The sequence below is a fragment of the Dysgonomonas sp. HDW5B genome (assembly GCF_011299335.1).
Classification (GTDB): domain Bacteria; phylum Bacteroidota; class Bacteroidia; order Bacteroidales; family Dysgonomonadaceae; genus Dysgonomonas_A.
Genome location: NZ_CP049858.1, coordinates 1699021 through 1720434, shown reverse-complemented (window position 1 = coordinate 1720434; position 21414 = coordinate 1699021). Strand labels below are relative to the sequence as shown.

The window sequence follows — 21414 nt, the reverse complement described above, 5'->3', positions numbered from 1 at the left end:
CGAACTTAAAATAGCCAAAGACTTTCTTAATCTTTGGCTATTTTTATATCAGATGCATTATTATCTGTCAATACCAATGAAGTTTCCTTCGTGGTTAAATACTAAATCCGGCTCGTAATTTAATTCCATACTCAAACCATATACTCTCTTAATAAAGAAAGCAAAGCTTCCCAAATAAGATTGGTAGCTTTGCTCATTCTCGATTGATATATAAAATAGTAGTGTAGTTGTTAAAATTAAGCGAGATTGAATTTGACCAGTACATTTGAAAATAATCGGATCATTTTTTCATTTGAATATCCTGTTTGAGGTATCAAAAGTATGCTGCAAACCCCCGATTCGGTTGAATAGCGTGTAAAGTCGGGATCTATTTCGACAATTCCGGACGATTCTATCATCATCATTACTTCGGGTATGGGTTTAAAAAAGAGTTCGCAGGGAATAGGATATCCTTTGAGAGCATACCGTTGGTCGAATGAGATGAATGTTTGAGGCGAATCTATAATAATAGAGGCTTCGTTGTGTACTACACGGATTTGAGCTTCCATAAAAAACGTTTTGTAGTTTCAGGCTAGTTTGCAAATCTTAGGGAGTAAGACCTATCGGTGCTATTTTTTAATCGAAATAGAGTGTTCGGTTATCTTACTTTTCGGAATCTTTAATTTCCCAAATAGAGTTGAGGTCATGAATTTCGTATTTTTTGAATATTAGTTCGATGCCCTCTTTGATATGGGCAGGAATATTTACATAGCAAGTCCGTTTTCGGTAATAGTCTTGTTTTGAACAACCTAAAAAATCAATAATCTCCCCTTGAATTTTACCATAATCAGATTTTGATAATAGTTCCAATCCGGGAGTAAAAGAGTAGTATTTCTTTTCTATCGCCATATTATTCACGAATTTAGTTACTTTTGTAACATGTAAAGTTAATGAGAATACAAATATAGTAAAATTTTCACTCGATTTTATTTGAATTGGAAAATTTTACCAAAAAAAATATTTTATGACATTTGGAGAAAGGCTAAGTTCTTTGATAACTGCTTTAGGAGCTAAAAATATCACATCTTTTGAGGATCATATTGAAGTCTCAAGAAAGACTTTGGCTAAAGTTATTAAAGAAGGAACTGATACTGGATGTAAAAATGTATTCAAAATATGGGAAAAATTTCCCAATGTCAATTTGCATTGGCTACTAACTGGTAGTGGAGATATGTTTATTGATATGTCTGATTCTGCTAAACCTTATCCTCAAGATGCAGCTACCCATTCCTTGGTAGCGGAAGATGTTGTTGAAAAATTAAAAGATGAGTATATAATAGATTTGAAAGATCATATCCAATCTCTTAAGTTAGAAATTGAAGGGCATAAGAATATGATCGAGATGATCAAAAGAGGAGAAGTTATTTTTCCGGTTATAAATAGAGAAGATTAAAAACCGCACTTCTAATTACTGATTGAGCATTATTTATAGAGTAGTATTTTTCTTAGTTTTTCCTTTTTAGCCTCAGTCAGTTTCAATTCCTGTTCCATATATTTATCTACAGATCCACTCTTATTTTCCATACACGATATAGCATATCTCAGATAAGATCTGTCAGCTTTGCAGACTACTGTAGCGGCCTCTTGCATCTGTTCAGGTAAATAGCGTGCTTCACCCATTACCATTTGTTCGCTGATATATAGGTTTGAGAGCAGGTAATCGTCTTCATTAGCCTCATTGGATATCCCTAAAGCCCTTAGCAGAAAGTAGCTGGCTAGGCCGGTGCGGTCTTTACCCAAATATCCGTGGTAAAGAATAGGATAGTTATTGGGATCGCAAAGGATATCAAAGAAACGGGCAAATTCGTCTGAATAATTTTCGACCATAGACCGATACATATCCTGTGTAAACAAAATGGCATCGCCTCTGTAAAAAGTTCCATCCAAAATCTTATCCCTTATATACGCCCTGTTGCCTGATGCTATGGGAAGGTGAACCATATTAGGGGCAGTATACAGATCGGGGAAATTTTCGTATTCGTCTACATCCCTGAAATCTATAATTGTTTTTATTCCCAGAGATTCAATTATTTTGTAGTCACGGCTTGTAATTTCCGACAGATCTCCCGAACGAAATACCCGTGCCCATTTTACCTGTTTTTCTTCTTTGGTAAAATATCCACCCAGATCACGCAAATTTTGCATGTTATCCATTTTGAAAACGTGATTGGAGATAATTCCCGAGAATGTTTTATTGACTTTCAGACGAAAGAATTTTCTGGATATGGAGTCTTGTACCGGTATACGTGCCACATAATCGCTGACCATGGTTTCAGCAGTGGGTGGCTCCAAAAATACGGAGTCATTATCAGACATATATATCTTGATTTTATCCTCCGGATTGGTTGGCGATACCTCCCATTTTAAGACATAGTTTCCCCCGTCTTTATCCCTATCGCAATAGAAATAAATATCAGGATGTTTGGTACATCCTGTTGTAATTAGCAGCGAGCTAAGTATAAAAAATGAGGTGATGTCTTTAATCATTGCTTCTGTTTACTAACTCTAAGGTCTGCGACCTGTTTTTTATCTATCCAAGTGTAAAATCGACTGACAGTTATGGTGCTGAAAAGCGATATTTAATACTTTCTGTTATTTACTACGCCACCAATTTATTAAAAAATAGAGAAGGATGAAAGCTTAATCGCCTTCATCCTTCTTATTTTATGATTATTTAAAACAACTGTCTGCTTTTCTAGAAATCTTATGGATTTTTAGTTGCCGCCTCGGCTCTAATTGTCTTTAATATATTCTCGGGGATACCTATTTGGTACCCTTCCGATGAATACAATATACCTCCTATATCGGACAGATAAATTGTTAAAGGAAAGTTATTTGAGAATTCGATTTGCAAAGCATCTGTAGCTGCATTTAACAAATTACGATTGTTGTCTCTACCCCATACCGATTGGTTAGGGAGGTTTTTAAATACCGATGCGTCAAATGCTGTACTGACTTTGTCATCGGGTACTAAAAACAGGATACCGCCGCCCCATTCGTTCAATTCAGCCTGTTGGTTAGGAATATCCTGAAGCACGTGTTTGGTAGGCTCTTTATCGGGATCTGCAAAACAGATGATAATACCTTTTCCGTTGGCAATATCTTTCAGCGATGTATCGGTTCCATTGGCAAGGGTTATTCGGCTGTTCATATCAACAATACCTTGTATCTGAATACGACCTTCGGTTTTTGGAAGAATGATGTCTAAAGGTTTTGTTTCACCTTCATTCAGTGTGAAGTATTTTGTTTCTACGGTTACCGAACCATCATTGGCACGGCTGCCTACGATCAGGCGGTAATATCCCGCATCTACCGTAACTTGTCCGGGAAGAGTCTTTAAAGCAGCATCACCTTCAAAATCAAGCGTAACAAAGTCTCCGTCTATAAATTTCGCAATCGTGTAATGCGTAGAGTAAGCGGGTTTAACGATGTTAGAAGCCGAATTATTGAATATGATAGTACCTTTAGGATATTGAGTCTCCGATTCGTCATTCAGATTTACATTGATCCATCCGCCATTCGCATAATACTGAGGGCGTGAGGTTGCCGGCTCTATACGGGCTGCAATACCTTCCGAACGGCATATAGCGACAAATAAACTGTTGCGTGACTCTTTGTCGGCACGTCCTAACTCTACAGATCCTTTAGGAGAAATGGGGCATTTATAATAGTTTGCAACTTCATCGAGTGTTACGTTACTATTGATAAAATTGATGATTTGTTCCACTGTAGCTCTTTCCTGTGTAGGATATTGAGCATCTATCCGTTCTTGCAGGAATGCTCTCCAAGGTCTTATCAGTTCTATAGATATGCGTGGAGAAAATACAGAACCTGCTATCATGTCCTGAGGTGTAGCAGCTTCAAATCCTGATTTTTCGCCTAAATTTAAATGACTCACAAGATATTCGCATGGAGTATCGCGTAAATCTTTAGCTGTAAGTGAAGCCAAATAGGGAAACAAATACATATTGTTCTTTTCTTGCTGCATGAAATCTTTTATGTCACGCCAGTTTCCTTGCGACATTTCGAGATATTTCCATGCATTATCACCGTTTAAGCCATTGTCGGATGCAAATTTTCGAGCGTCAACCTCGTTTATAAAGGTTTTCATGTACGCATTTCGCAATGAATCTTCATAAGCAAGGCGAATTGCATTGGCTGCGATTTTCTCAGGAGAGAGTTCTTTTATCTTTTGAGGAACAGGAGGATTTATTACCATTCCTTCCTGATATGTTTTTCCGGCTGTTTTATCCAATACAATAGTTAGTTCGGGGCTATCGGGGTGCGATTGTGCATACCCATAATTAGTACCATCGGTTGCCCATACAAACAAGTCACCTTTTCCGGTAATTACTGATGCTTTTCCGTCGGCTTTTGTTGTATACGTAGTGATTGGATAAAATTCAGCATAGTTATATACATTGAACTTTACGGTTGCACCTTCTGCCGGTTTACCGTCTTTGTTCACTACTTTTACTTTTGCAGTACGTGTATCTGTATAGTTTGACAAAAGGTTGATAACTGAATACAGGTCAGTCTGAAGGTTTTTTTCCTCTTTTCCATCATATACTCCAAAGACATTGGTATGTACCATCATGGCTCTTTTGGCAGGTCCGCTAAACCATCCTACATTCAGTTCAGGTTCAGGTTCGCAAGCTCCCAGATAGTTCCACTTTCCATCAATCCATACTTCTACCCAAGCGTGATTATCGTCGGTATGTGCCCAGCGTGGAGTATAGCATTGACGGGCGGGAATACCTACCGAACGCATTGCCATAGTGGTAAAGGTCGACTCTTCGCCGCAACGTCCCCATGAAGTACGCATCAGGGCGAGTGGGGCAGAAGTACGTCCGTCTGTAGCACGGTAATTTACTTTCTCGTGACACCAGTGGTTTACTTCCAAGGCAGCCTGTTCCATTGTCATGCCTTTTACCCGATCCTTCAATTCATTGAAAAATACTTCACGTGCATTGTCCAGATTCTCATTATTTACACGATATACCAATACAAAATGACGGAATACATCTTCGGGTATTGTTTTACCCCAGTCGAAATATTCACGGGCTTTAAAAGCTGTGCGTACTTGATTCAGGAAAAATTCGCCATCATAATCGGCTAAATCCGAAAGTGGCATATAGGCATATAGAAATTCCAGAGCTTCTTTTTCTTGAGTAGTAAGCTTTTGATTAAATACTCCGAATAGTGCCTGTTCGCGATTCGTAGCAAGGTCTTTTCTTGATAAAAACTGTTTGTTTACTTGCTTGGCATATGCAGGGTCGGTCAGAAAATGGTCGTGTGTCTGACCAAAAGACGAGCATACCAATGCAAAACCCAATGCAAATACACTTAAAATTCTTTTTCTCATAGATTATATATATTGGGATAAATCTGTAAGTATACGCTGGTATACTTACAGATTCTCTAGGTTGTTTTTATGGGAGTTGGTATCAGAATAAAGTAAGTAATTTAAAACTCCGGCAAGTAGCCAAAGCTATAAAAACAGAACCTTACTTCTCGATATCAAGCAGTTCTACTTCGAATATGAGGTTCGAATATGCAGGAATAGGTCCACCGTCTCTGTCGCCGTAAGCAAGACTATAAGGAACATACAGAATCCATTTCGATCCCACGGGCATCATTTGCAAAGCTTCTGTCCATCCCGGAATTACTTGCGTAACACCAAATGTAATTGGTTCGCCGCGATCTACACTACTGTCAAATACAGTACCGTCTATTAAGGTTCCGTGATAATTTACTTTAACACGGTCTTCGGCTTTGGGGATAGCTCCTGTTCCTTGTGTAATAACTTTGTATTGAAGTCCGCTTGGGAGTGTTACAACACCATCTTTGGTTGCATTTTCAGCCATGAATCTATCTCCTTTTGCAATCACTTCGGTACTGGCTGCTTTCTTTGCTTCCTGTTCTTTTTCCTGTAAAGCATTTATACGGGCTTGAACCATTTCGTTGCTGTTGGGAATAAGCAGAGGTTGCTTTTTGATAGCATTGGTCAGTCCTAAAAGGATAGCTTCTTTATTAAGCTCTGCCGATTCGTCGTTTCCAAGCACTTGTTTCGAAAATTCAACTGTCATTCTGTTCAGTTGGTCACCAACTTCCAAGCCTTTACCGTAAGCGAAATTCTGGTCGGATGCCTGTAGGCGTTCGCCTATACCTTTTAGTAACATCTCTATATTTTGAGCATTACTTATGTTGATTGAGTCGAGCTTCGATTTCAACTCATTTTCCAGTCTTGTTTTTTCTTTCGGATTAGTAGCACCTGCTATTAGGTTGTTGTATTCCGAACTTACTTCTGTTGTATCAGCTATTACTTTTAATTGCATGAGATACTGTTCGAGTCCTTGTTCCGCAAGGCTTACACCATATGCATATAAGATAGAATCGTTTGCAGTTTGTATCGAAACAGGATTAGCTTGTGGAGCTGCATCTTTTTTGTTTTTTTTCGCATACACCACCGAAGTGCTTATAGATGCTAGTAGTAGAGCTGATAGAAAGATCTTTTTCATTTTGAATGATTAAGTAAAGTATAATTAGTTATAGTTAAATTTTTCCGCTTCAAGTTGCTCTTAAAAGACAGATGAGAGAGCTAACTTTAATTAAAAAATAAAAATAGATATTTTTTATCAACTATTCTACAATTATGGATTTTTTAAAGATCAGCTACAATTAGATTTTCTAAATAATCACTCAATTGGAGGTTATTCGTCGCATGAGAATTAAATCATCATTTCTATAACTTTCTTGGTATTCTTCAAAGAGGATATTGCTTAACTCTGTATTTATAAATTTAATGTTGGCATTATCATTTGGTATTACAATCCAGAGAGGAGGTATTTCCTGGATCAGGCGGTTAGTCTCTGTCAGAATACTTTTATCATGCAAACCATGCCATTCTTGGTTGGTGAAAAATTTATAGCCGGGAAGTATATTTGTTATCAACCAAAATCGTGCAGATACATTGTATGCAAAGATAAAAGGTCTTTCGTTAACAGGAATTTTATCCACGATATCAGTTGAATTACTTATAAATAGCGTATCGTCTTGGTCTTTAATATATTGTTTTTGATTCTTTTTATAAAAAGTGTACCCGAATAACATGAAAAATGCTCCTGTGAGAATAACTAGATTACTATTTCTATTTAGTAACCGAATCTTTTGTGTACAGAAAATTTGTATTACTCCTATCGAAAATAAGGGTAAATTCAAAGTCATGTAATGAAAATATTGAGGTCCTATATGGGTAGTGACGAAAGCGAATACAAACAAGCAAATACATAAAACCAACATCTTATAATCTCTGTATTTTTTATAATATAAAATGCTTCCAATGATAAAAGTAAGCAGACTGAGCCATCCTTTAATCAGATCAACTAAACTAAAAGGTTGTTCTAAGTGATACTGTATATAACTAAAATTAAAAAGAAAACTTGCATAGATCATCTCCGAAAGAGCTCCAATATGAGTGAAATAAATAATTATTGGTATCGAAATGAATAAAAAGCCAAGTAAGCCCCCAAGTGCCAGATTAAGAAATAGTTTCAGGTTTTTATTTTGTAAGGCGATAATCATTATAAATAGGAGGCAAGCACAAATAATCCCCATATTATTTAACCGCATCCAGAATAATATGGCAGCACTCATTCCCATAATCACAAAGCATACTTTTTGTTTTCTAGCTGAATAATCCTCAAAACCGATAGTTATCAATAAGCAGAGATACAGATAAGGCAAACTCCACTCTTCGGTAGAATTTCCTCCTTGTATTGTAAATGAAAAAGCCAATAAAGTCAACATCACAATACCTATACTTATAAAGTGCGGTAAATAAGTCTTAGCAATCTTATAAATGAGGATTTGTGTAATAAACAGATTTATAACTTGCAATATAAAGATGCTTGATCGTTCGTTATCGGCTAGTTTTAATCCTATTGCCTCAATAAAAATCAAAGTAGGTCCTTTATGTTCAAAAAAATCTACATATGGAACTTTTCCTGCATTAAACATCTTTCCGATTAAGATAAACACAGCACTGTCCCCTCCGTAATAATTCATTAGGGGGCTGGTATTACTGGAGAATACACACAAAAAGAAGAATGATGTAATTAAGAACAAAATATAATGCCAATAATTTGTTCTGTAATATGTTTGTTTCAAAGATCAGAATAGTTTCAAATTAAAGGATGAAAATAGGATTTTTTAATCGATTACTCTACGAATCAGACTAATTTAATTAATTTTGCAAAATTAAAATCCGGAAGTTAAACTAAATTTTTTCATATAAAGCAATGAGTACACTAAAACATATACTGTCAATTCTTCCGGAACCTATAAGTGATTACTATCTTAACTACAAATATACAAAGCAGCTGAATGCGTGGAAAAGTAAGGGATGCCCTCTTCCGACCCCTCATATCGTAAAGCAGTTGGTAATTAAATCGTATCAAAAAACACATCATGTTGATACATTGATCGAAACAGGTACTTATCTGGGAGATATGGTTTATGCTCAGAGAAAAGTATTTAAAAAAATTTATTCGATTGAGCTCAGTAAGCAATTACACGAAAGAGCAGTAAAAAGATTCAAGAAATATTCCAGCATAGAAATTTTGCAGGGAGACAGTGGAGTGGTTCTCGACTCTATTATAAAGAACTTAAATAACAAATCGATTTTCTGGTTGGATGGACATTATTCGGGTGGATTTACAGCAAAAGGATCCACGGAATGTCCTATAATTGAAGAATTAAATACCATATTCAAATCAAAATACGAGCATATCATTTTAATTGATGATGCCAGAGAATTTAATGGTGAGAATGACTATCCGTCGATAAAAGAATTAGAATCTTTAATACTAAATAGTGGATTCCCTAATTCTTCACTTACAATACAAGACGATATTATACGTATAGAGCTGAAATATTAAGCTTACCCGTGCTGTATTTAGACGAAACAAAGTGAACAATTCACTATATTGTACTTCATAATCTATCCACAATGATCATGAATACTGATTTTATAAACTTAACAGCCGAAAATCTTGCCACTGAGCATTTATGCTGCATTATCCGCAGTAAAAAGCCCCATCCTGGTGTTGAAGCAAAGCGACAATGGCTTTCTGACCGACTCAGTGAAGGTCATGTCTTTAGAAAGTTAAATGAAAAAGCTACTGTTTTTATTGAATATGCTCCCCTTGAAACAGCTTGGGTTCCGATAATCGGTAACAACTATTTGTATGTGTATTGCTTATGGGTTTTAGGTGATCACAAAGGAAAAGGGTATGCGAAATCGCTGATGGAGTATTGTTTGGCTGATGCCAAAGAAAAAGGTAAATCGGGCATTTGTATGCTTGGATCAAAAAAACAAAAATCATGGCTTTCCGACCAATCATTTGCGAAGAAGTTCGGCTTTGAAGTCGTTGATAGTACAGATTATGGCTACGAATTACTTGCCCTTACTTTTGATGGAACAACGCCAAAGTTCACCCCAAATGCAAAGAACCCAAAAATTGAAGGCAAAGAGTTGACAATTTATTATGATATGCAATGCCCTTTTGTGTATCAAAATATGGGGATGATCAAACAGTATTGTGACGCGAATGACGTTCGTGCATCTTTAATTCAAGTGGATACGCTACAAAAAGCAAAAGAATTACCTTGTGTTTTCAACAACTATGGAGTGTTTTATAAAGGAAATTTTGAAACTGTGAATTTGTTGGATGTTACATATTTAGAAAGGATACTCAAAAAGTAACAATAAATATGAATGTAAATGCATTAGGTTTATATAATAAAAAAGAAGTGTCTCCTAAAGACACTTCTTTTTTATTGCATTAACTTCTTTTTCTCCAAATCCAATAGTCTTTTTTTACGCCATAAACCGCCACCATATCCCGTAAGAGAACCATCTGTTCCGATAACTCTGTGGCAGGGAATAATAATGGAGATTTTATTCATTCCGTTTGCATTGGCTACGGCTCTTACCGCTGCCGGATTATTGATGGCATGTGCCTGCTGTTGGTAGGATACTGTTGTTCCGTAAGGTATCTTTAAAAGCATTTCCCATACTTTTTTCTGAAAATCAGTACCCACTGTATCAAGGGTTACGGTAAATTCGGTAAGACTCCCTTCGAAGTATTTTCCGATTTCTTCTTTAAGTAAATCGAAATGCTTGTTGTGTCCTTGTACTATGGTTGCATTTAAAGATTTCGCTAAATGTTTAAGTTCGGTTTCCAGCATTTTACGATCGGTAAATTCCAGAAGGCAAATACCCTTGTCGGTAGCACAGGCAACCATAGTACCTAGAGGAGTTTCGAGTCGCATAAGGTCTACAATGTTTTGAGTCTTGCTTTTTGAGGGGGAAACCCCGAAGACTTTCTTGAATGAATCGTTAAAACCACTCAAGGACTCATAGCCTGAGTCAAACGCTGTGTCAGTAACACTTATGCCCGTTTGAAATTTCTTAAATGCTGTATTTAACTTATGCAATCTTTGATAAGCGTGAAAAGTAATCTGGTGATTCTTCTGGAACCATCGACGAATGGTACTCGGTTCGATTCCCATTTGTCTCAAATCATAATCTTTTAGTTTGATGGATGGATTTTTATCCAATAATTCTATCACCTTATTAATATATTCGGGTGTATCACCGAGATTTTCCATCGGATGGCAAACCTTGCATGGGCGATATCCTTTCAGTATCGCATCTTTGGTGGTTGCAAAAAACTCTACATTTTCCTGCTTGGGCTTACGGGCTGTACAGGTAGGACGGCAGAATATCCCTGTAGTCTTTACCCCGACAATGAATATTCCTTCGAAAGATTTATCTTTCTCTACCAAAGCCTTGTAATATATAGTATCGTCTTTCATTATTGTAATTTTTTCTTGTTCAAAAGTATAATTAGTAAATGAAGACTACAACCGAAAAATTGACAACTATTTTTTTAGGTTGCAGACCTTTTAATTACTTGGATGATTATAGTATCGACGATTGAGTATCATTGTGTATTGCTTTTTCTACTATTACTTATTTTTAGGAGTATGTATACGATTATATATCAAAGTTATGCAGTTATCAAAAATAAATTACTATCTTTGCAGCGTTTTAGACGAATAAAGATTCTTTCAATTTACTACAAAAGAGAATCGTAAAACAAAATTATCTGTCACAGAGATAACAGGGCTAAGGGTCTATATTCCGTTAAGAACGTAATTGAGGGAAAATTTTAAACTTGTGAGAGTTGAAGGCTTTCCTGATAGGAATATGAATTAAAACATGGGGATCAATTATTTCTCTCTTTTCTTAGTCGTAGTGTAAAAATGGTGGCAGAGGACAGAATAATTGCTTCCACAGCAAATTTTCTAAAAATATTTAATGAAGACATTTGAAGAATTAGGTGTTGCTCCGGAAATCCGTAGAGCGATCGAAGAAATGGGTTATGAAAGTCCAATGCCCGTACAAGAGGAAGTGATTCCTTATTTATTGGACGAGGTTAGAGATGTTATAGCATTAGCACAGACAGGAACAGGTAAAACAGCAGCTTTCGGGCTTCCTCTTCTACAAAAAGTAGATGTAAAGAAAAATGTACCACAAGCATTAATTTTAGCTCCTACACGCGAACTATGTTTGCAGATAGCAGGTGATCTGGCAGATTATTCTAAATATATTGACAACTTGAGAGTGCTTCCTGTATATGGAGGTTCAAGTATTGACAGCCAAATTAAAACATTGAGACGTGGTGTACAAGTAATTGTGGCTACTCCCGGTCGTCTGATCGACTTGATCAACAGAAGAACAGTTGATCTTGAAAACATCAAATACGTAGTATTGGATGAGGCTGACGAAATGTTGAATATGGGATTCACTGAGAGTATCGATGAGATTCTTTCCAAAGTGCCCGATACTCGTTCTATGTTGCTTTTCTCGGCTACTATGCCTAACGAAATTGCAAAAATTACGAAAAAATACATGCGTGAACCCAAAGATATTACCATTGGTCGTAAAAATGAAGGTTCGAGCAATGTAAAGCATGTGTATTATATGGTGCACGCTAAAGATAAATATCTGGCGTTGAAGCGTATTGCTGACTACAATCCAAGTATATATGGTATCGTTTTCTGTCGTACCCGTCGCGAGACTCAGGAGATTGCAGACAAACTGATACAAGACGGTTATAGTGCAGATTCATTACACGGAGATCTATCTCAATCACAACGTGATTATGTAATGCAAAAATTTCGCATGCACAATATCCAATTATTGATTGCAACAGACGTTGCTGCTCGTGGTTTGGATGTGGATAGCTTGACTCACGTAATCAATTACGGTTTACCTGACGATATCGAATCGTATAACCACCGTAGTGGTCGTACAGGTCGTGCCGGAAAAACAGGTATCTCGATTGCGATTGCACACGTGAAAGAAAAAGGTAAAATCCGTGAGATCGAAAAAATAATGAACAAAAAGTTTGAAGCAGCTACAGTTCCTTCGGGAGATGAGATTTGCGAAAAACAATTGTTAAGCTTTGCAGACAAAATAGAAAAAGTAAAAGTAAACGAGGAAGAAATTGCCCGTCTTTTACCTTCGATATACCGTCGTTTGGAATGGCTTGAAAAAGAAGATATCATCAAACGTGTTGTTTCAATGGAGTTTAATCGTTTGATCGATTATTACCGCGAAGCAGACGAAATAGAAGCTCCATCTGACAGATATAACAGTCGTGACGACAGAGGTATGCCATCTCGTAACAGCAGAAGAGGCGAAGACCGCTTCGAATCAAGAGGTAACGGAGGTTCTCGTTCAGCAGAAAAAGGATATGCCCGTTTATTCATCAATTTAGGACGTACAGATAATGCAAATCCTGCTACATTGATGGGCTTGATTAACGATTTCGTTCCGGGAAAAGTGAGAATCGGTCGTATTGATTTACTTCCTAACTTCTCATTCTTTGAAGTACCCGAAGGTGATGCCCAACGTGTAATCAGCGGACTGAAAGGTCAAGAGCAAAACGGACGCCGTATTTCAGTCGAAGAAGCTCAAGGCGGTGCTCCTGCAGAACGTCGTGAAGGTGCCAGCAGAAGACCATCTTCTTACGGAGGTGGTGGCGACAGAGCTCCTAAAAGACGCGAAGGAGGCAGTTCTTCTTTTGGCGGTGGAGACAAAAAAGAACACCGTAAAGGTGGTCGCAAACCAAAGTTTTCGTAACTAGAAGCTTAAAGACTATAAAATAGAAAACGGTTGTCCAATTTGGGCAACCGTTTTTGTTTTTAAGTAAAGAATAAAATTTATTGGTATATTTTATAGTTGTAACAATCTATATTTGTTATACTTGCCAAAGCAATAAAAAGGTCTGTGACCTTGACCTTAGTCGAAACTTAAATAAGGAGCTAACCGATTGATATCTCTTGAGGTGAAGCTCTCATTATTTGATAAATCTGAAATATCATTGATTTTTCCGCCTTTTCTTAGTTCAGCAAGAGCCTGAATTTGTTTTTCTTCGAAGTAAGGATGACTTATAAGTTGATCTGCGGAGACTTTATTTATTTTAATAAGCTTATGCTTTCTTTGCATCACCAAATAAGGCAATACTTTGCTGAATTTATTAACTGTAATACCCTTTATCTCGTATAATTGTTCAAGCGAAGCAAATCCTCCAAGAGAATTCCGATATTCGATTATACGCTCTGCAAATACATCTCCAATGCCGGGAATACGGGTTAGAGTTGAGGCAGATGCCAGATTAATATCTATAGTTTGACCCAATTGCAGTTTTTGCTTATTTTCTTTTTTCGATTTGTGGGGAGTTGCGGGCGATTCATTATTATCGGCTGATTCTTCTTTAAGAGGTTCTATAACTTCAAGATTGTTTTCGAATTGTACAAAATCTTTCTGAATCTCTTCATTCTGATCACGATAAACAGCGTCTGTAAAAGTAAATTTATTCATGAAAATAAAAATACCTCCACTCACAACTATTAAGTTTAATAGCAGAATAATGGCAATTCGATCACCTTTCGAAAAATAAAAGAATTCCTTCTTCCATTTCCACATAACAGTTTGTGTTAGACGGTTAATTAGTTTTGGATGGCACCCTAAATAAACAATAAAAAGGTTTGAGACCTTATTTTCTTAAGAATAGCACCAACTGTTCTACTGCCTTTGCCCGATGGCTTATGTTGTTTTTATCTTCGAGAGTTAATTCTGCAAATGTTTTATCGTAACCGTCAGCCTGAAAAACCGGATCGTATCCAAAGCCGGATGTACCTTTTGGAGAAGTTGTTATGACTCCTTCGATTTTACCTTCGAACAGATAACGTTTTCCTCCCATAATAAGAGCGATAACCGTTCTGAAACGGGCTCTGCGATTCTCTTTACCTTCGAGTTCTTTAAGAAGTTTGGCTACATTATCTTCCGAACTTTTGTGTTCGCCTGCATACCTTGCCGAATATACTCCCGGAGCATTATCTAAAGCCTCTACTTCGAGACCGGTATCATCCGCAAAGCAATTTAGCTGATAGGTGTTCCACAAATAGTCGGCTTTTATCATGGCATTTTCCTCTAGAGTATCGCCTGTTTCGGGAACATCAGTATCATCACCTAAATCTTTTAAGCTTATGACCTGATAGTATTTGCCTAGTTTGGCTCTGACTTCTTCAAGTTTATGTTCGTTATTTGTCGAAAAGACTAATTTTCTCATTTTCATTTTTGTCTGTTTTAGAGAGACATAAACCTAAAACAACAAATGGAATAGTAATGTTGAAATAAGATATGTCGAAAAGATCGTTTGTAAGAGTTGTCATAAAACCATCGTGATAGATGAATTTTATAAAATTCAAAAGTATAAAACTAAAGAGTATAACCGAAATATAGAGAAGGTATTCTTTGTAGTTTTTCCAACAAAAAGAGAATATCCCTATAAATATCAGTCCTACAATTAATGTATAGATGCTTCCCTGTTTGGTTTGGAGCATAAGAGGGCTATACTCGAAAAAAAACAGCCTGTCGAAATCCCAAATCATGAAAGGTATAAACGGGCAAACAAAACCTAAGAGGCAACCCGCAATAAGCTTGAGTTTATTTGTTGTACTTTTTCTAATAAAATAGGGTATAAAATAGACAGCCAGAGGTATTCCTGTAAATAAACGGGTGCATAACAGCAATCCTATAATGATACCCAACGGAAGCATATATCTTGTCTCTCTAAAGCTAAAATGGAATATGGTGATAAAGAGCAGGCAGATGAACATATTGTTCATTAAATCGCTTCTAACAGTTATCTCCCACCAGTAGCAAGGTGATAGTAGTATCAAGAATAGAAACAGAGTCAGGTTAAACGATTTCTGATATTTATATAAGACATAGCATGCCAATGCAAGAGTTACCAAGTGTCCTATGCCCATTTCGCCAAGAAAGTAAAAAGGGATATGTACTATTTGCCATATGGGAAATGGTGACGGGTAGTTTTCCGGAATATGTGTATGAGTCAGTGTATCATAAGGATATTTACCCTGAAAAAGTGTATCACACCAGTTGTATAAGGCAGACCAACGATCTACAGTAACGTTGTATGGATCAACCAGCAGTAATAAAGAAATAGTAATGCAAACGATTAATGCAAAAAGGAGAATGTATACGTGTCGCTTTTGCAGTTTGTCTTGTAAGAAGTATTTATAATAGGAATAGGAGGAAGATAGAACAATACCATAAATTGCTGCTGATAAAAATGAATATGCAGGGCAGTATTTTACGACAAACAACATATTAATAACTCCCAAAAGGCATAGTAATACCTTTTGGGAGTTATTATCGAAAATATATTTTTTCGTCATTAATCTTCACATTGATGTCTGTTACCCTAAGTAGCGTTAAATATTTAATGCGATATTCTATCAGTATAACTATCTCTAGTTGTTATGCTAGCCAAAGCAATAAAAAGGGTTGAGACCTTAATTTCTCTTTCGGTTTCTCATACTGCGCGATGGTGCCGATTGAGATTTAGCTTCTTTTTGCACTGCTGCTCTGGTTGTTGTATTTGTACTATTGCTTGTCGGTGCATTCTTTATGCTCGGGCCTTTGCCTTTGTTGTTTGCCTGGGCAGCTCCGGTATTGGCAGCAATAGAATCATTATACACCCAAAGATTAGCATTGAACGCTTTTAGCTGTTCTTCAATTTTCTTTTGAGCTGCTTTGCGTTTAGCTTCATCCGGATATTGCTGAGCCAAACTCAGGTTGCGTACATTGGTTGCTTTTTCGATATCTCCTTGAAACAAATGTTTTACGAAATAATCGTTGATAGTCATTGTCGTAGCGTTATTCAAACTCGATATCATTATAGGCATACGCGATGTATAAGGGCGTATGTTTTCGTAAGGAACCCAAAACATCGGATAACGGCTTCTATCCACACCAAAATCATCTTGTCTGATAATTACAGGGCATAGAGCCAGTGTTTTGATATCTACAACCGAATTATTTTTATCGAAGTACCATGCTTCTTTTACATAATAGCCCAATACCTCGTTGCTGGGAACATCTATGTCTTCTACGATATATTTTCCGTTCTCCTGACGATTCATAATTTCGAAACGCTCCAATACATCCTTGAAGGTTTCTTTATTTTCTTCGTTGAAGACTTCCATATCATTTAATTGGTATTTGTAAACGGTAATATCTCCGTTTTGAAGAAGCCTGAATATCAACGTGAAAAGATTTGTGCGATCTCCTATAGGTGTCACCGGATAATATAGAGTCGCATTTTTTTCTTTTTCCAAATCAATAAAACGATATATTTCGCGTATCCAGGGAGCATTACCTATTTCCTGAGTTTGCGATTGCGATTCGTTCATTATTTGAGCTCTAACAGTCAAGGGAGGTACTCCACCTGAATTGTTCTGTTGGTTTTGTCGTCTGGTAAGACGTTCACGCAAAGCTTCTCCTTGATCTTGTTGAGCAAAGAGATTTTGAGTGATTAGCAAACCACATAGCCCTATTGTAATTGTTAGAAATAATCTTTTCATATATAATATTGTTCTAATCGAAGGTCACAGACCTTTTTATAAATTAGTTTATTCTTACTTCGATGGCTGTAAGGTCTCTTTCCACACCGTCTTTTCCTCTTACTTTTACTTCGGATATAAAGAAACTCTTTCCTCTGGCCAATTGTCTGATTTGAGCTTTTTGTCTTTCAGAAAAATTACTTCCGTCGGATACTTCCCGAATTGCATTTCCCATACCGTCGAAAAATACAGTTGTAAATCTGGTGACAGGAAACTGCCTGTCGATTAATCCATCGTCAATAGCAGCTTTTACGCCCGTAGCATTAACTATGACAGCCTTGGCAACTCTTCCGCCCTTGTATCTTTTAAGATTACCGTCACCATCAGCATATTCTATATAAGGTGCAGGGTCGGGTAGGAGGCGTACTTTAAATTCCTGATCGCTTACAAAGTTTGTTCCGTTGAATACCGATATTTTCATATTAGTACCCGCTTTTGTAGGCTTAGCTATCCAGTTCTGACCCGATTTAGTAATAGATCCGTTGGTAGCAGTTACTCGAAGCTGATCGTTTGACAATCCCGGAACGGATATAGTCAGTTTATTATCTTCACCTTGATACAATACATTGGCATCGCTTACCTGTATGGTAGTCATACGTGGAACAACATGGTATTCGCTTTTAAACGGACGGGTAATAACTTCGCCATCGGGAGTACTGAGTGTAACCATTCCCGAAAATACTTTATTGATTCCTACGCCTCCTGCTCCGATTTTGAATTCTCCGTTTGCATTGATCGAAGGTAGGCTAAAGCTTGGACGTTTGGTGGTATCTACAGCAGTAAGTACTACACGCCCTTCGTATACTCCTCCCTCCATCACAAATTCCGACTTTGGAACCACTTCGGCTTGTAAGCTGTTTACACGAAAGTCTTTTGCTCCTATCTGGTTATAAAGATCAGCTAATACTTCACCCTGAGTGGCACGTATGTCGCTTTGCATCTTGGTTAACATGGTAACCGTTACAGAGGTTGGCATTTGTTCAAATAAAGCCTCTTCCCAGTTTTTATTATCCTTATTTCCTCTTTTGGGATTGTCGGTATTCAGTCTGTTTTTAATAATGTCTTTTCTCGATGGACCTGTAATCAGGTTGATAGCTTGTTCCCGATATACATCGATGGACGATTTTAGCTTTTTAGCTTCGTTATTGATACCTACCAGCATAATATCGGTTGCGGCATCAATATTCTCTCTGTTTTCGATATTGTTTACATCCCCTTTTTCTCCGTCAGCCTTTTTTACAATGCGAGTTTTCAGATCTTGAATATAATTGTATAATTCATCTGATGCTTTCGAGAATTGAGCAGCAGGAGCATACCATTGCTCCGCTTTTACGGGGTTCTGATTGTTTATATCTGTAAGACTTTTAAAAGTCAGTTGGTTTTGAGCCTCCGAACTTTTTATTGTTTGATTCAATCCTTCGTCTACCATGTCGAAGCCATCAAGTACCTCTTCGGGCAGATTGATAGCAAGCATAGCGATAAACACCAGATACATCAGGTTTATCATTTTCTGTCTTGGAGACCTTGGATTAGTTGAAGCCATTAGTAGTTACAAGTTAATAGTTACAAGTTACAAATCTGTTTCTTAGAGGGTAAAGCCCTCAAATCAAGGTTGAGGTTCGTTTCCTATCGGATTCGGGTTAAAGCCTCCGCCCATATTCATGTTACTTGTCATAGCTTGCAGCAAACGAGCATATACCTTGTTAAGTTCGGTAAGCTGTTGAGCCATTTTCTCGGTCTCATTTTTGAAGATAGAACTATCCACAAGCGATCCTCCGTATAATTTTTTGATGCGGTCTAAACCTGCATTAATCTCTTCAATAGTATGAATCTGACCACTCACACCCTTCAATTGTATTTCATAGATGGTATTTAATCCCGAAATATTACGATTGAGAGTTTCCATTTGAGTGACATACCCTTGAGTATTGGTACCTATTCCATCCGAATTATCAATAATGGTTTGGAATGATCCTAATAGAGATTCTGATATTTTTCCAAGTGATTCGGTTACCTGAGCAAACTTAGCCATGTTCTCGGACATGTGAGACATCTGATCTACATACTTTGCGGATGCTTCTACCACATTGGCACCATCTATTACTACAGCACCTCCTGTAACAACCGTTCCTCCTGAAACAGATGTTCCTCCTGAAACAGATGTTCCTCCGCCTGCTGAGCCTGTTGATACTCCTTGGTTGCCTCCCGAATAACCAGAACTTCCCGAAGATGAGTTTCCTCCTCCTATAATGGTTGTACCACCTCCACCACCGGTAGAGCCACCACCGCCGTTGTTTCCGGCTTGGTTGGCATAGTTGTTACCTGTATTGCTAGTATTCGTATTATTCTTACCTGTACTTCCGCTTGAAGCACCTGCGTTGCCTTGTTGCGAAGGTACAGAAGTTTGTTGTATAGCAGGTCCGCTATTCGGTTGTTGCATCTGCACTCTTTCTGCTCTGGGGATAAAGCCTTCTTCGTCCACTAAAGCAGGATACACTTCTTCCCATTTGTATTCTTTGGCAGGTTTTTCGAACGCTGACAGTAAGAATACGATAGCCTCGGTGATCATACCTATCATAAGCATCTGATTACCGAAAGGAAGGTGAAGAATCTTGAACATGGCACCCAGAATTACAATGGCTGCTCCTACGCTATAAACAACATTAAAGAATCGTTTACCGCTGTTGCTATCCAGATATTTCTCAAGAAAGTTTTTATATCGTCTGTACTTTTTACCCATGGTTTCTTATATATTAGTTACAAGTGCTATATATTTACTTGTTTACCAGTCTGCTTGTTTATTGTTTTATCTTTTTGATTTGGCAAATCCTATTTGAGTTCTTACACAACGGAACCCGATATACGAGCGGGGCTGATTCTGATATTCAGACTCACGCATATCGCCACGGATAAATCGTCCTACGTCTTTCCAAGAACCACCTTTTATTACCTTCTTCTTGGATGCATAAGGATCTTCTTTGGCTGCATTGTATCTGTATTGAGGGTTGAGGTCGTTCATTTCTGCACTTCCTGCTTCGGTATATGTTGTAGATGTCCACTCCGAAACGTTTCCTGCCATATCATACAAACCAAAAGCATTGGGCGAATAACTTCCTACACGTGAGGTTATAAGATTACCGTCTTTGGTATAGTTACCTTCTCCCGGTTTAAAGTTAGCCATAAAGCAACCTTTTTCGGATTGAGTACTTTCCGAATCCCATGGATATTTGTTTTCCGATCTACCACTACGGGCTGCAAATTCCCACTCACCTTCTGTAGGCAGGCGGTAAGGCTCAATATTGCGTCCTCTGGTTCCCGTTCCCATTTTAAAGAACATGGTTCTCCACTCACAGAAAGCTGTGGCTTGCTCCCATGTTACACCTACTACCGGATAGTCGTTGTAACCCGAATGCGAGAAATACATACGCATATAAGGTTCGTTATAAGCGTTATTGAAATCGTTTACCCAAACAGTGGTGTCGGGATAGATATTAACAATCTTGGTGTTTAGAAAATCGAATAGTGAACTAAGCGGACGATTGATAGTCATATTCACAGGCTTTCCGTTTTCGTCCAGAAAAGCGGTGTCTTTTGATATCATCACTATTTCATTCGGATCAACCTGAATATCCGTATTTAAAATACGTTGAGCAGGGTTTAATCTGTTTCTGCGTTTGGCCGCTTCTGTATGATCAAACCATTCGTATTTGAAATTAAATTGTTCGGGATCAAGACCTCTTATGCCTGTAATGGGATTTACTTCGGTCAAGCTTAATATAGCACGTTCCTCGTCTTCGTTCGGACGTTTAGGTATTGCCTTCTTCCAGTTTAAATAAGGTTTTACCGGATCACCGTAACGGTCTTCCGTTATTTTATACGTTTCATCACCTCCGTATGCAGGGTCTGCAAGGCGTTCGCGAAGAATAGAGTCACGTACCCAATAAACAAACTGACGATATTCCGAGTTGGTAATTTCGGTATCGTCCATCCAAAAAGCATCTACCGATACACCTTTGGCATTGGCGGTAATTCCCCATAGAGAATCGCTGTCGGCCGGTCCCATGGCAATAGAGCCGCGAGATACCATAACCATACCGTAAGGGCTCGATTCTGCCCATGACGAACTGCCCACACCTGTCAGCTCACCTCCGACGCTTCCCGCTCCTCCGGGTTTTCCACAAGAGGTAGTCAGCATTAAAAGAGCGATAGCAGCAAAAAGTAAATTCTTCATATAATTTATTGAGAGTCCGGATCTCTTTATTATCATAAAAGTTTTGTTTCTGTATTCGTTGTAATTGCTATAAAATA

Annotated in this window: 18 protein-coding genes; 4 read left to right on the top strand and 14 right to left on the bottom strand. The window is 37.7% G+C overall.

Going from position 1 to position 21414, the window contains the following annotated elements; translation table 11 throughout:
• Positions 1-236: 236 nt before the first annotated feature.
• Both G7051_RS06985 and G7051_RS06980 read right to left on the bottom strand, forming a co-directional pair.
• Positions 237-548: a hypothetical protein gene (locus G7051_RS06985; protein WP_166199184.1), complete on the bottom strand. Its 312-nt coding sequence runs from the start codon at positions 546-548 to the stop codon at positions 237-239.
• Between the two features lie 94 nt (positions 549-642).
• Positions 643-888, bottom strand: a complete 246-nt coding sequence (locus G7051_RS06980; RefSeq protein ID WP_166199183.1) for a hypothetical protein — start codon at positions 886-888, stop codon at positions 643-645.
• Positions 889-1003: 115 nt separating this feature from the next.
• Here G7051_RS06980 and G7051_RS06975 point away from each other — a divergent pair, with 115 nt between their 5' ends.
• Positions 1004-1432, top strand: coding sequence for a bacteriophage CI repressor (locus tag G7051_RS06975; protein ID WP_166199182.1), 429 nt, complete (start codon positions 1004-1006; stop codon positions 1430-1432).
• Between the two features lie 29 nt (positions 1433-1461).
• Here G7051_RS06975 and G7051_RS06970 read toward each other — a convergent pair whose 3' ends face one another.
• The 4 genes from G7051_RS06970 to G7051_RS06955 form a co-directional block, all read right to left on the bottom strand.
• Positions 1462-2526: a tyrosine-protein phosphatase gene (locus G7051_RS06970; protein ID WP_166199181.1), complete on the bottom strand. Its 1065-nt coding sequence runs from the start codon at positions 2524-2526 to the stop codon at positions 1462-1464.
• A gap of 217 nt (positions 2527-2743) precedes the next feature.
• Complete coding sequence (locus tag G7051_RS06965; RefSeq protein ID WP_166199180.1) at positions 2744-5404, bottom strand: transglutaminase domain-containing protein; 2661 nt, start codon at positions 5402-5404, stop codon at positions 2744-2746.
• Positions 5405-5546: 142 nt separating this feature from the next.
• A complete protein-coding gene (locus tag G7051_RS18365; protein WP_166199179.1) occupies positions 5547-6560 on the bottom strand; it encodes an FKBP-type peptidyl-prolyl cis-trans isomerase in 1014 nt (337 codons plus the stop codon).
• A gap of 181 nt (positions 6561-6741) precedes the next feature.
• Entirely contained in the window at positions 6742-8106 is a 1365-nt protein-coding gene (locus G7051_RS06955; protein ID WP_166199178.1) for a glycosyltransferase family 39 protein, read from the bottom strand.
• Between the two features lie 233 nt (positions 8107-8339).
• On the opposite strand from G7051_RS06955, the gene G7051_RS06950 reads away from it, so the two are divergent.
• Both G7051_RS06950 and G7051_RS06945 read left to right on the top strand, forming a co-directional pair.
• Positions 8340-8978, top strand: a complete 639-nt coding sequence (locus tag G7051_RS06950) for a hypothetical protein (RefSeq protein ID WP_166199177.1) — start codon at positions 8340-8342, stop codon at positions 8976-8978.
• 77 nt (positions 8979-9055) lie between these two features.
• Positions 9056-9805: an N-acetyltransferase gene (locus G7051_RS06945; protein WP_166199176.1), complete on the top strand. Its 750-nt coding sequence runs from the start codon at positions 9056-9058 to the stop codon at positions 9803-9805.
• 71 nt (positions 9806-9876) lie between these two features.
• Here the strand turns inward: G7051_RS06945 and G7051_RS06940 are convergent, their stop codons facing one another.
• Positions 9877-10920: a bifunctional transcriptional activator/DNA repair enzyme AdaA gene (locus G7051_RS06940; RefSeq protein WP_166199175.1), complete on the bottom strand. Its 1044-nt coding sequence runs from the start codon at positions 10918-10920 to the stop codon at positions 9877-9879.
• A 505-nt stretch (positions 10921-11425) separates the two neighbouring features.
• On the opposite strand from G7051_RS06940, the gene G7051_RS06935 reads away from it, so the two are divergent.
• Positions 11426-13255: a DEAD/DEAH box helicase gene (locus tag G7051_RS06935; RefSeq protein WP_166112958.1), complete on the top strand. Its 1830-nt coding sequence runs from the start codon at positions 11426-11428 to the stop codon at positions 13253-13255.
• A gap of 159 nt (positions 13256-13414) precedes the next feature.
• Here the strand turns inward: G7051_RS06935 and G7051_RS06930 are convergent, their stop codons facing one another.
• From G7051_RS06930 to G7051_RS06900, 7 genes are all read right to left on the bottom strand, one after another.
• Positions 13415-14101: a helix-hairpin-helix domain-containing protein gene (locus G7051_RS06930; RefSeq protein ID WP_166199174.1), complete on the bottom strand. Its 687-nt coding sequence runs from the start codon at positions 14099-14101 to the stop codon at positions 13415-13417.
• A gap of 70 nt (positions 14102-14171) precedes the next feature.
• Positions 14172-14753, bottom strand: a complete 582-nt coding sequence (locus G7051_RS06925) for a non-canonical purine NTP diphosphatase (RefSeq protein WP_166112952.1) — start codon at positions 14751-14753, stop codon at positions 14172-14174.
• Positions 14719-15879, bottom strand: a complete 1161-nt coding sequence (locus G7051_RS06920; protein WP_166199173.1) for a hypothetical protein — start codon at positions 15877-15879, stop codon at positions 14719-14721. The genes G7051_RS06925 and G7051_RS06920 overlap by 35 nt, the downstream gene beginning before the upstream one ends.
• 117 nt (positions 15880-15996) lie before the next feature.
• Positions 15997-17067, bottom strand: a complete 1071-nt coding sequence (gldN, locus tag G7051_RS06915; protein WP_166199172.1) for a gliding motility protein GldN — start codon at positions 17065-17067, stop codon at positions 15997-15999.
• A gap of 43 nt (positions 17068-17110) precedes the next feature.
• Positions 17111-18649: a gliding motility protein GldM gene (gene gldM, locus G7051_RS06910; RefSeq protein ID WP_166199171.1), complete on the bottom strand. Its 1539-nt coding sequence runs from the start codon at positions 18647-18649 to the stop codon at positions 17111-17113.
• Positions 18650-18712: 63 nt separating this feature from the next.
• On the bottom strand, positions 18713-19846 hold the full coding sequence (gene gldL / locus G7051_RS06905; RefSeq protein WP_166199170.1) for a gliding motility protein GldL: 1134 nt from the start codon (positions 19844-19846) through the stop codon (positions 18713-18715).
• Positions 19847-19912: 66 nt separating this feature from the next.
• Positions 19913-21337, bottom strand: a complete 1425-nt coding sequence (locus tag G7051_RS06900) for an SUMF1/EgtB/PvdO family nonheme iron enzyme (protein ID WP_166199169.1) — start codon at positions 21335-21337, stop codon at positions 19913-19915.
• Positions 21338-21414: the final 77 nt, after the last annotated feature.

Coding starts and splice junctions, on each gene's coding strand:
- G7051_RS06985 (WP_166199184.1), bottom strand. CDS start 548: ATGGAAGCTCAAATCCGTGTAGTACACAACGAAGCCTCTATTATTATA.
- G7051_RS06965 (WP_166199180.1), bottom strand. CDS start 5,404: ATGAGAAAAAGAATTTTAAGTGTATTTGCATTGGGTTTTGCATTGGTA.
- G7051_RS06920 (WP_166199173.1), bottom strand. CDS start 15,879: ATGACGAAAAAATATATTTTCGATAATAACTCCCAAAAGGTATTACTA.
- G7051_RS06940 (WP_166199175.1), bottom strand. CDS start 10,920: ATGAAAGACGATACTATATATTACAAGGCTTTGGTAGAGAAAGATAAA.
- G7051_RS06925 (WP_166112952.1), bottom strand. CDS start 14,753: ATGAAAATGAGAAAATTAGTCTTTTCGACAAATAACGAACATAAACTT.
- gldN (WP_166199172.1), bottom strand. CDS start 17,067: ATGAAAAGATTATTTCTAACAATTACAATAGGGCTATGTGGTTTGCTA.
- G7051_RS06955 (WP_166199178.1), bottom strand. CDS start 8,106: ATGAATTATTACGGAGGGGACAGTGCTGTGTTTATCTTAATCGGAAAG.
- G7051_RS06945 (WP_166199176.1), top strand. CDS start 9,056: ATGAATACTGATTTTATAAACTTAACAGCCGAAAATCTTGCCACTGAG.
- G7051_RS06975 (WP_166199182.1), top strand. CDS start 1,004: ATGACATTTGGAGAAAGGCTAAGTTCTTTGATAACTGCTTTAGGAGCT.
- gldM (WP_166199171.1), bottom strand. CDS start 18,649: ATGGCTTCAACTAATCCAAGGTCTCCAAGACAGAAAATGATAAACCTG.
- G7051_RS18365 (WP_166199179.1), bottom strand. CDS start 6,560: ATGAAAAAGATCTTTCTATCAGCTCTACTACTAGCATCTATAAGCACT.
- G7051_RS06980 (WP_166199183.1), bottom strand. CDS start 888: ATGGCGATAGAAAAGAAATACTACTCTTTTACTCCCGGATTGGAACTA.
- gldL (WP_166199170.1), bottom strand. CDS start 19,846: ATGGGTAAAAAGTACAGACGATATAAAAACTTTCTTGAGAAATATCTG.
- G7051_RS06930 (WP_166199174.1), bottom strand. CDS start 14,101: ATGTGGAAATGGAAGAAGGAATTCTTTTATTTTTCGAAAGGTGATCGA.
- G7051_RS06950 (WP_166199177.1), top strand. CDS start 8,340: ATGAGTACACTAAAACATATACTGTCAATTCTTCCGGAACCTATAAGT.
- G7051_RS06935 (WP_166112958.1), top strand. CDS start 11,426: ATGAAGACATTTGAAGAATTAGGTGTTGCTCCGGAAATCCGTAGAGCG.
- G7051_RS06970 (WP_166199181.1), bottom strand. CDS start 2,526: ATGATTAAAGACATCACCTCATTTTTTATACTTAGCTCGCTGCTAATT.
- G7051_RS06900 (WP_166199169.1), bottom strand. CDS start 21,337: ATGAAGAATTTACTTTTTGCTGCTATCGCTCTTTTAATGCTGACTACC.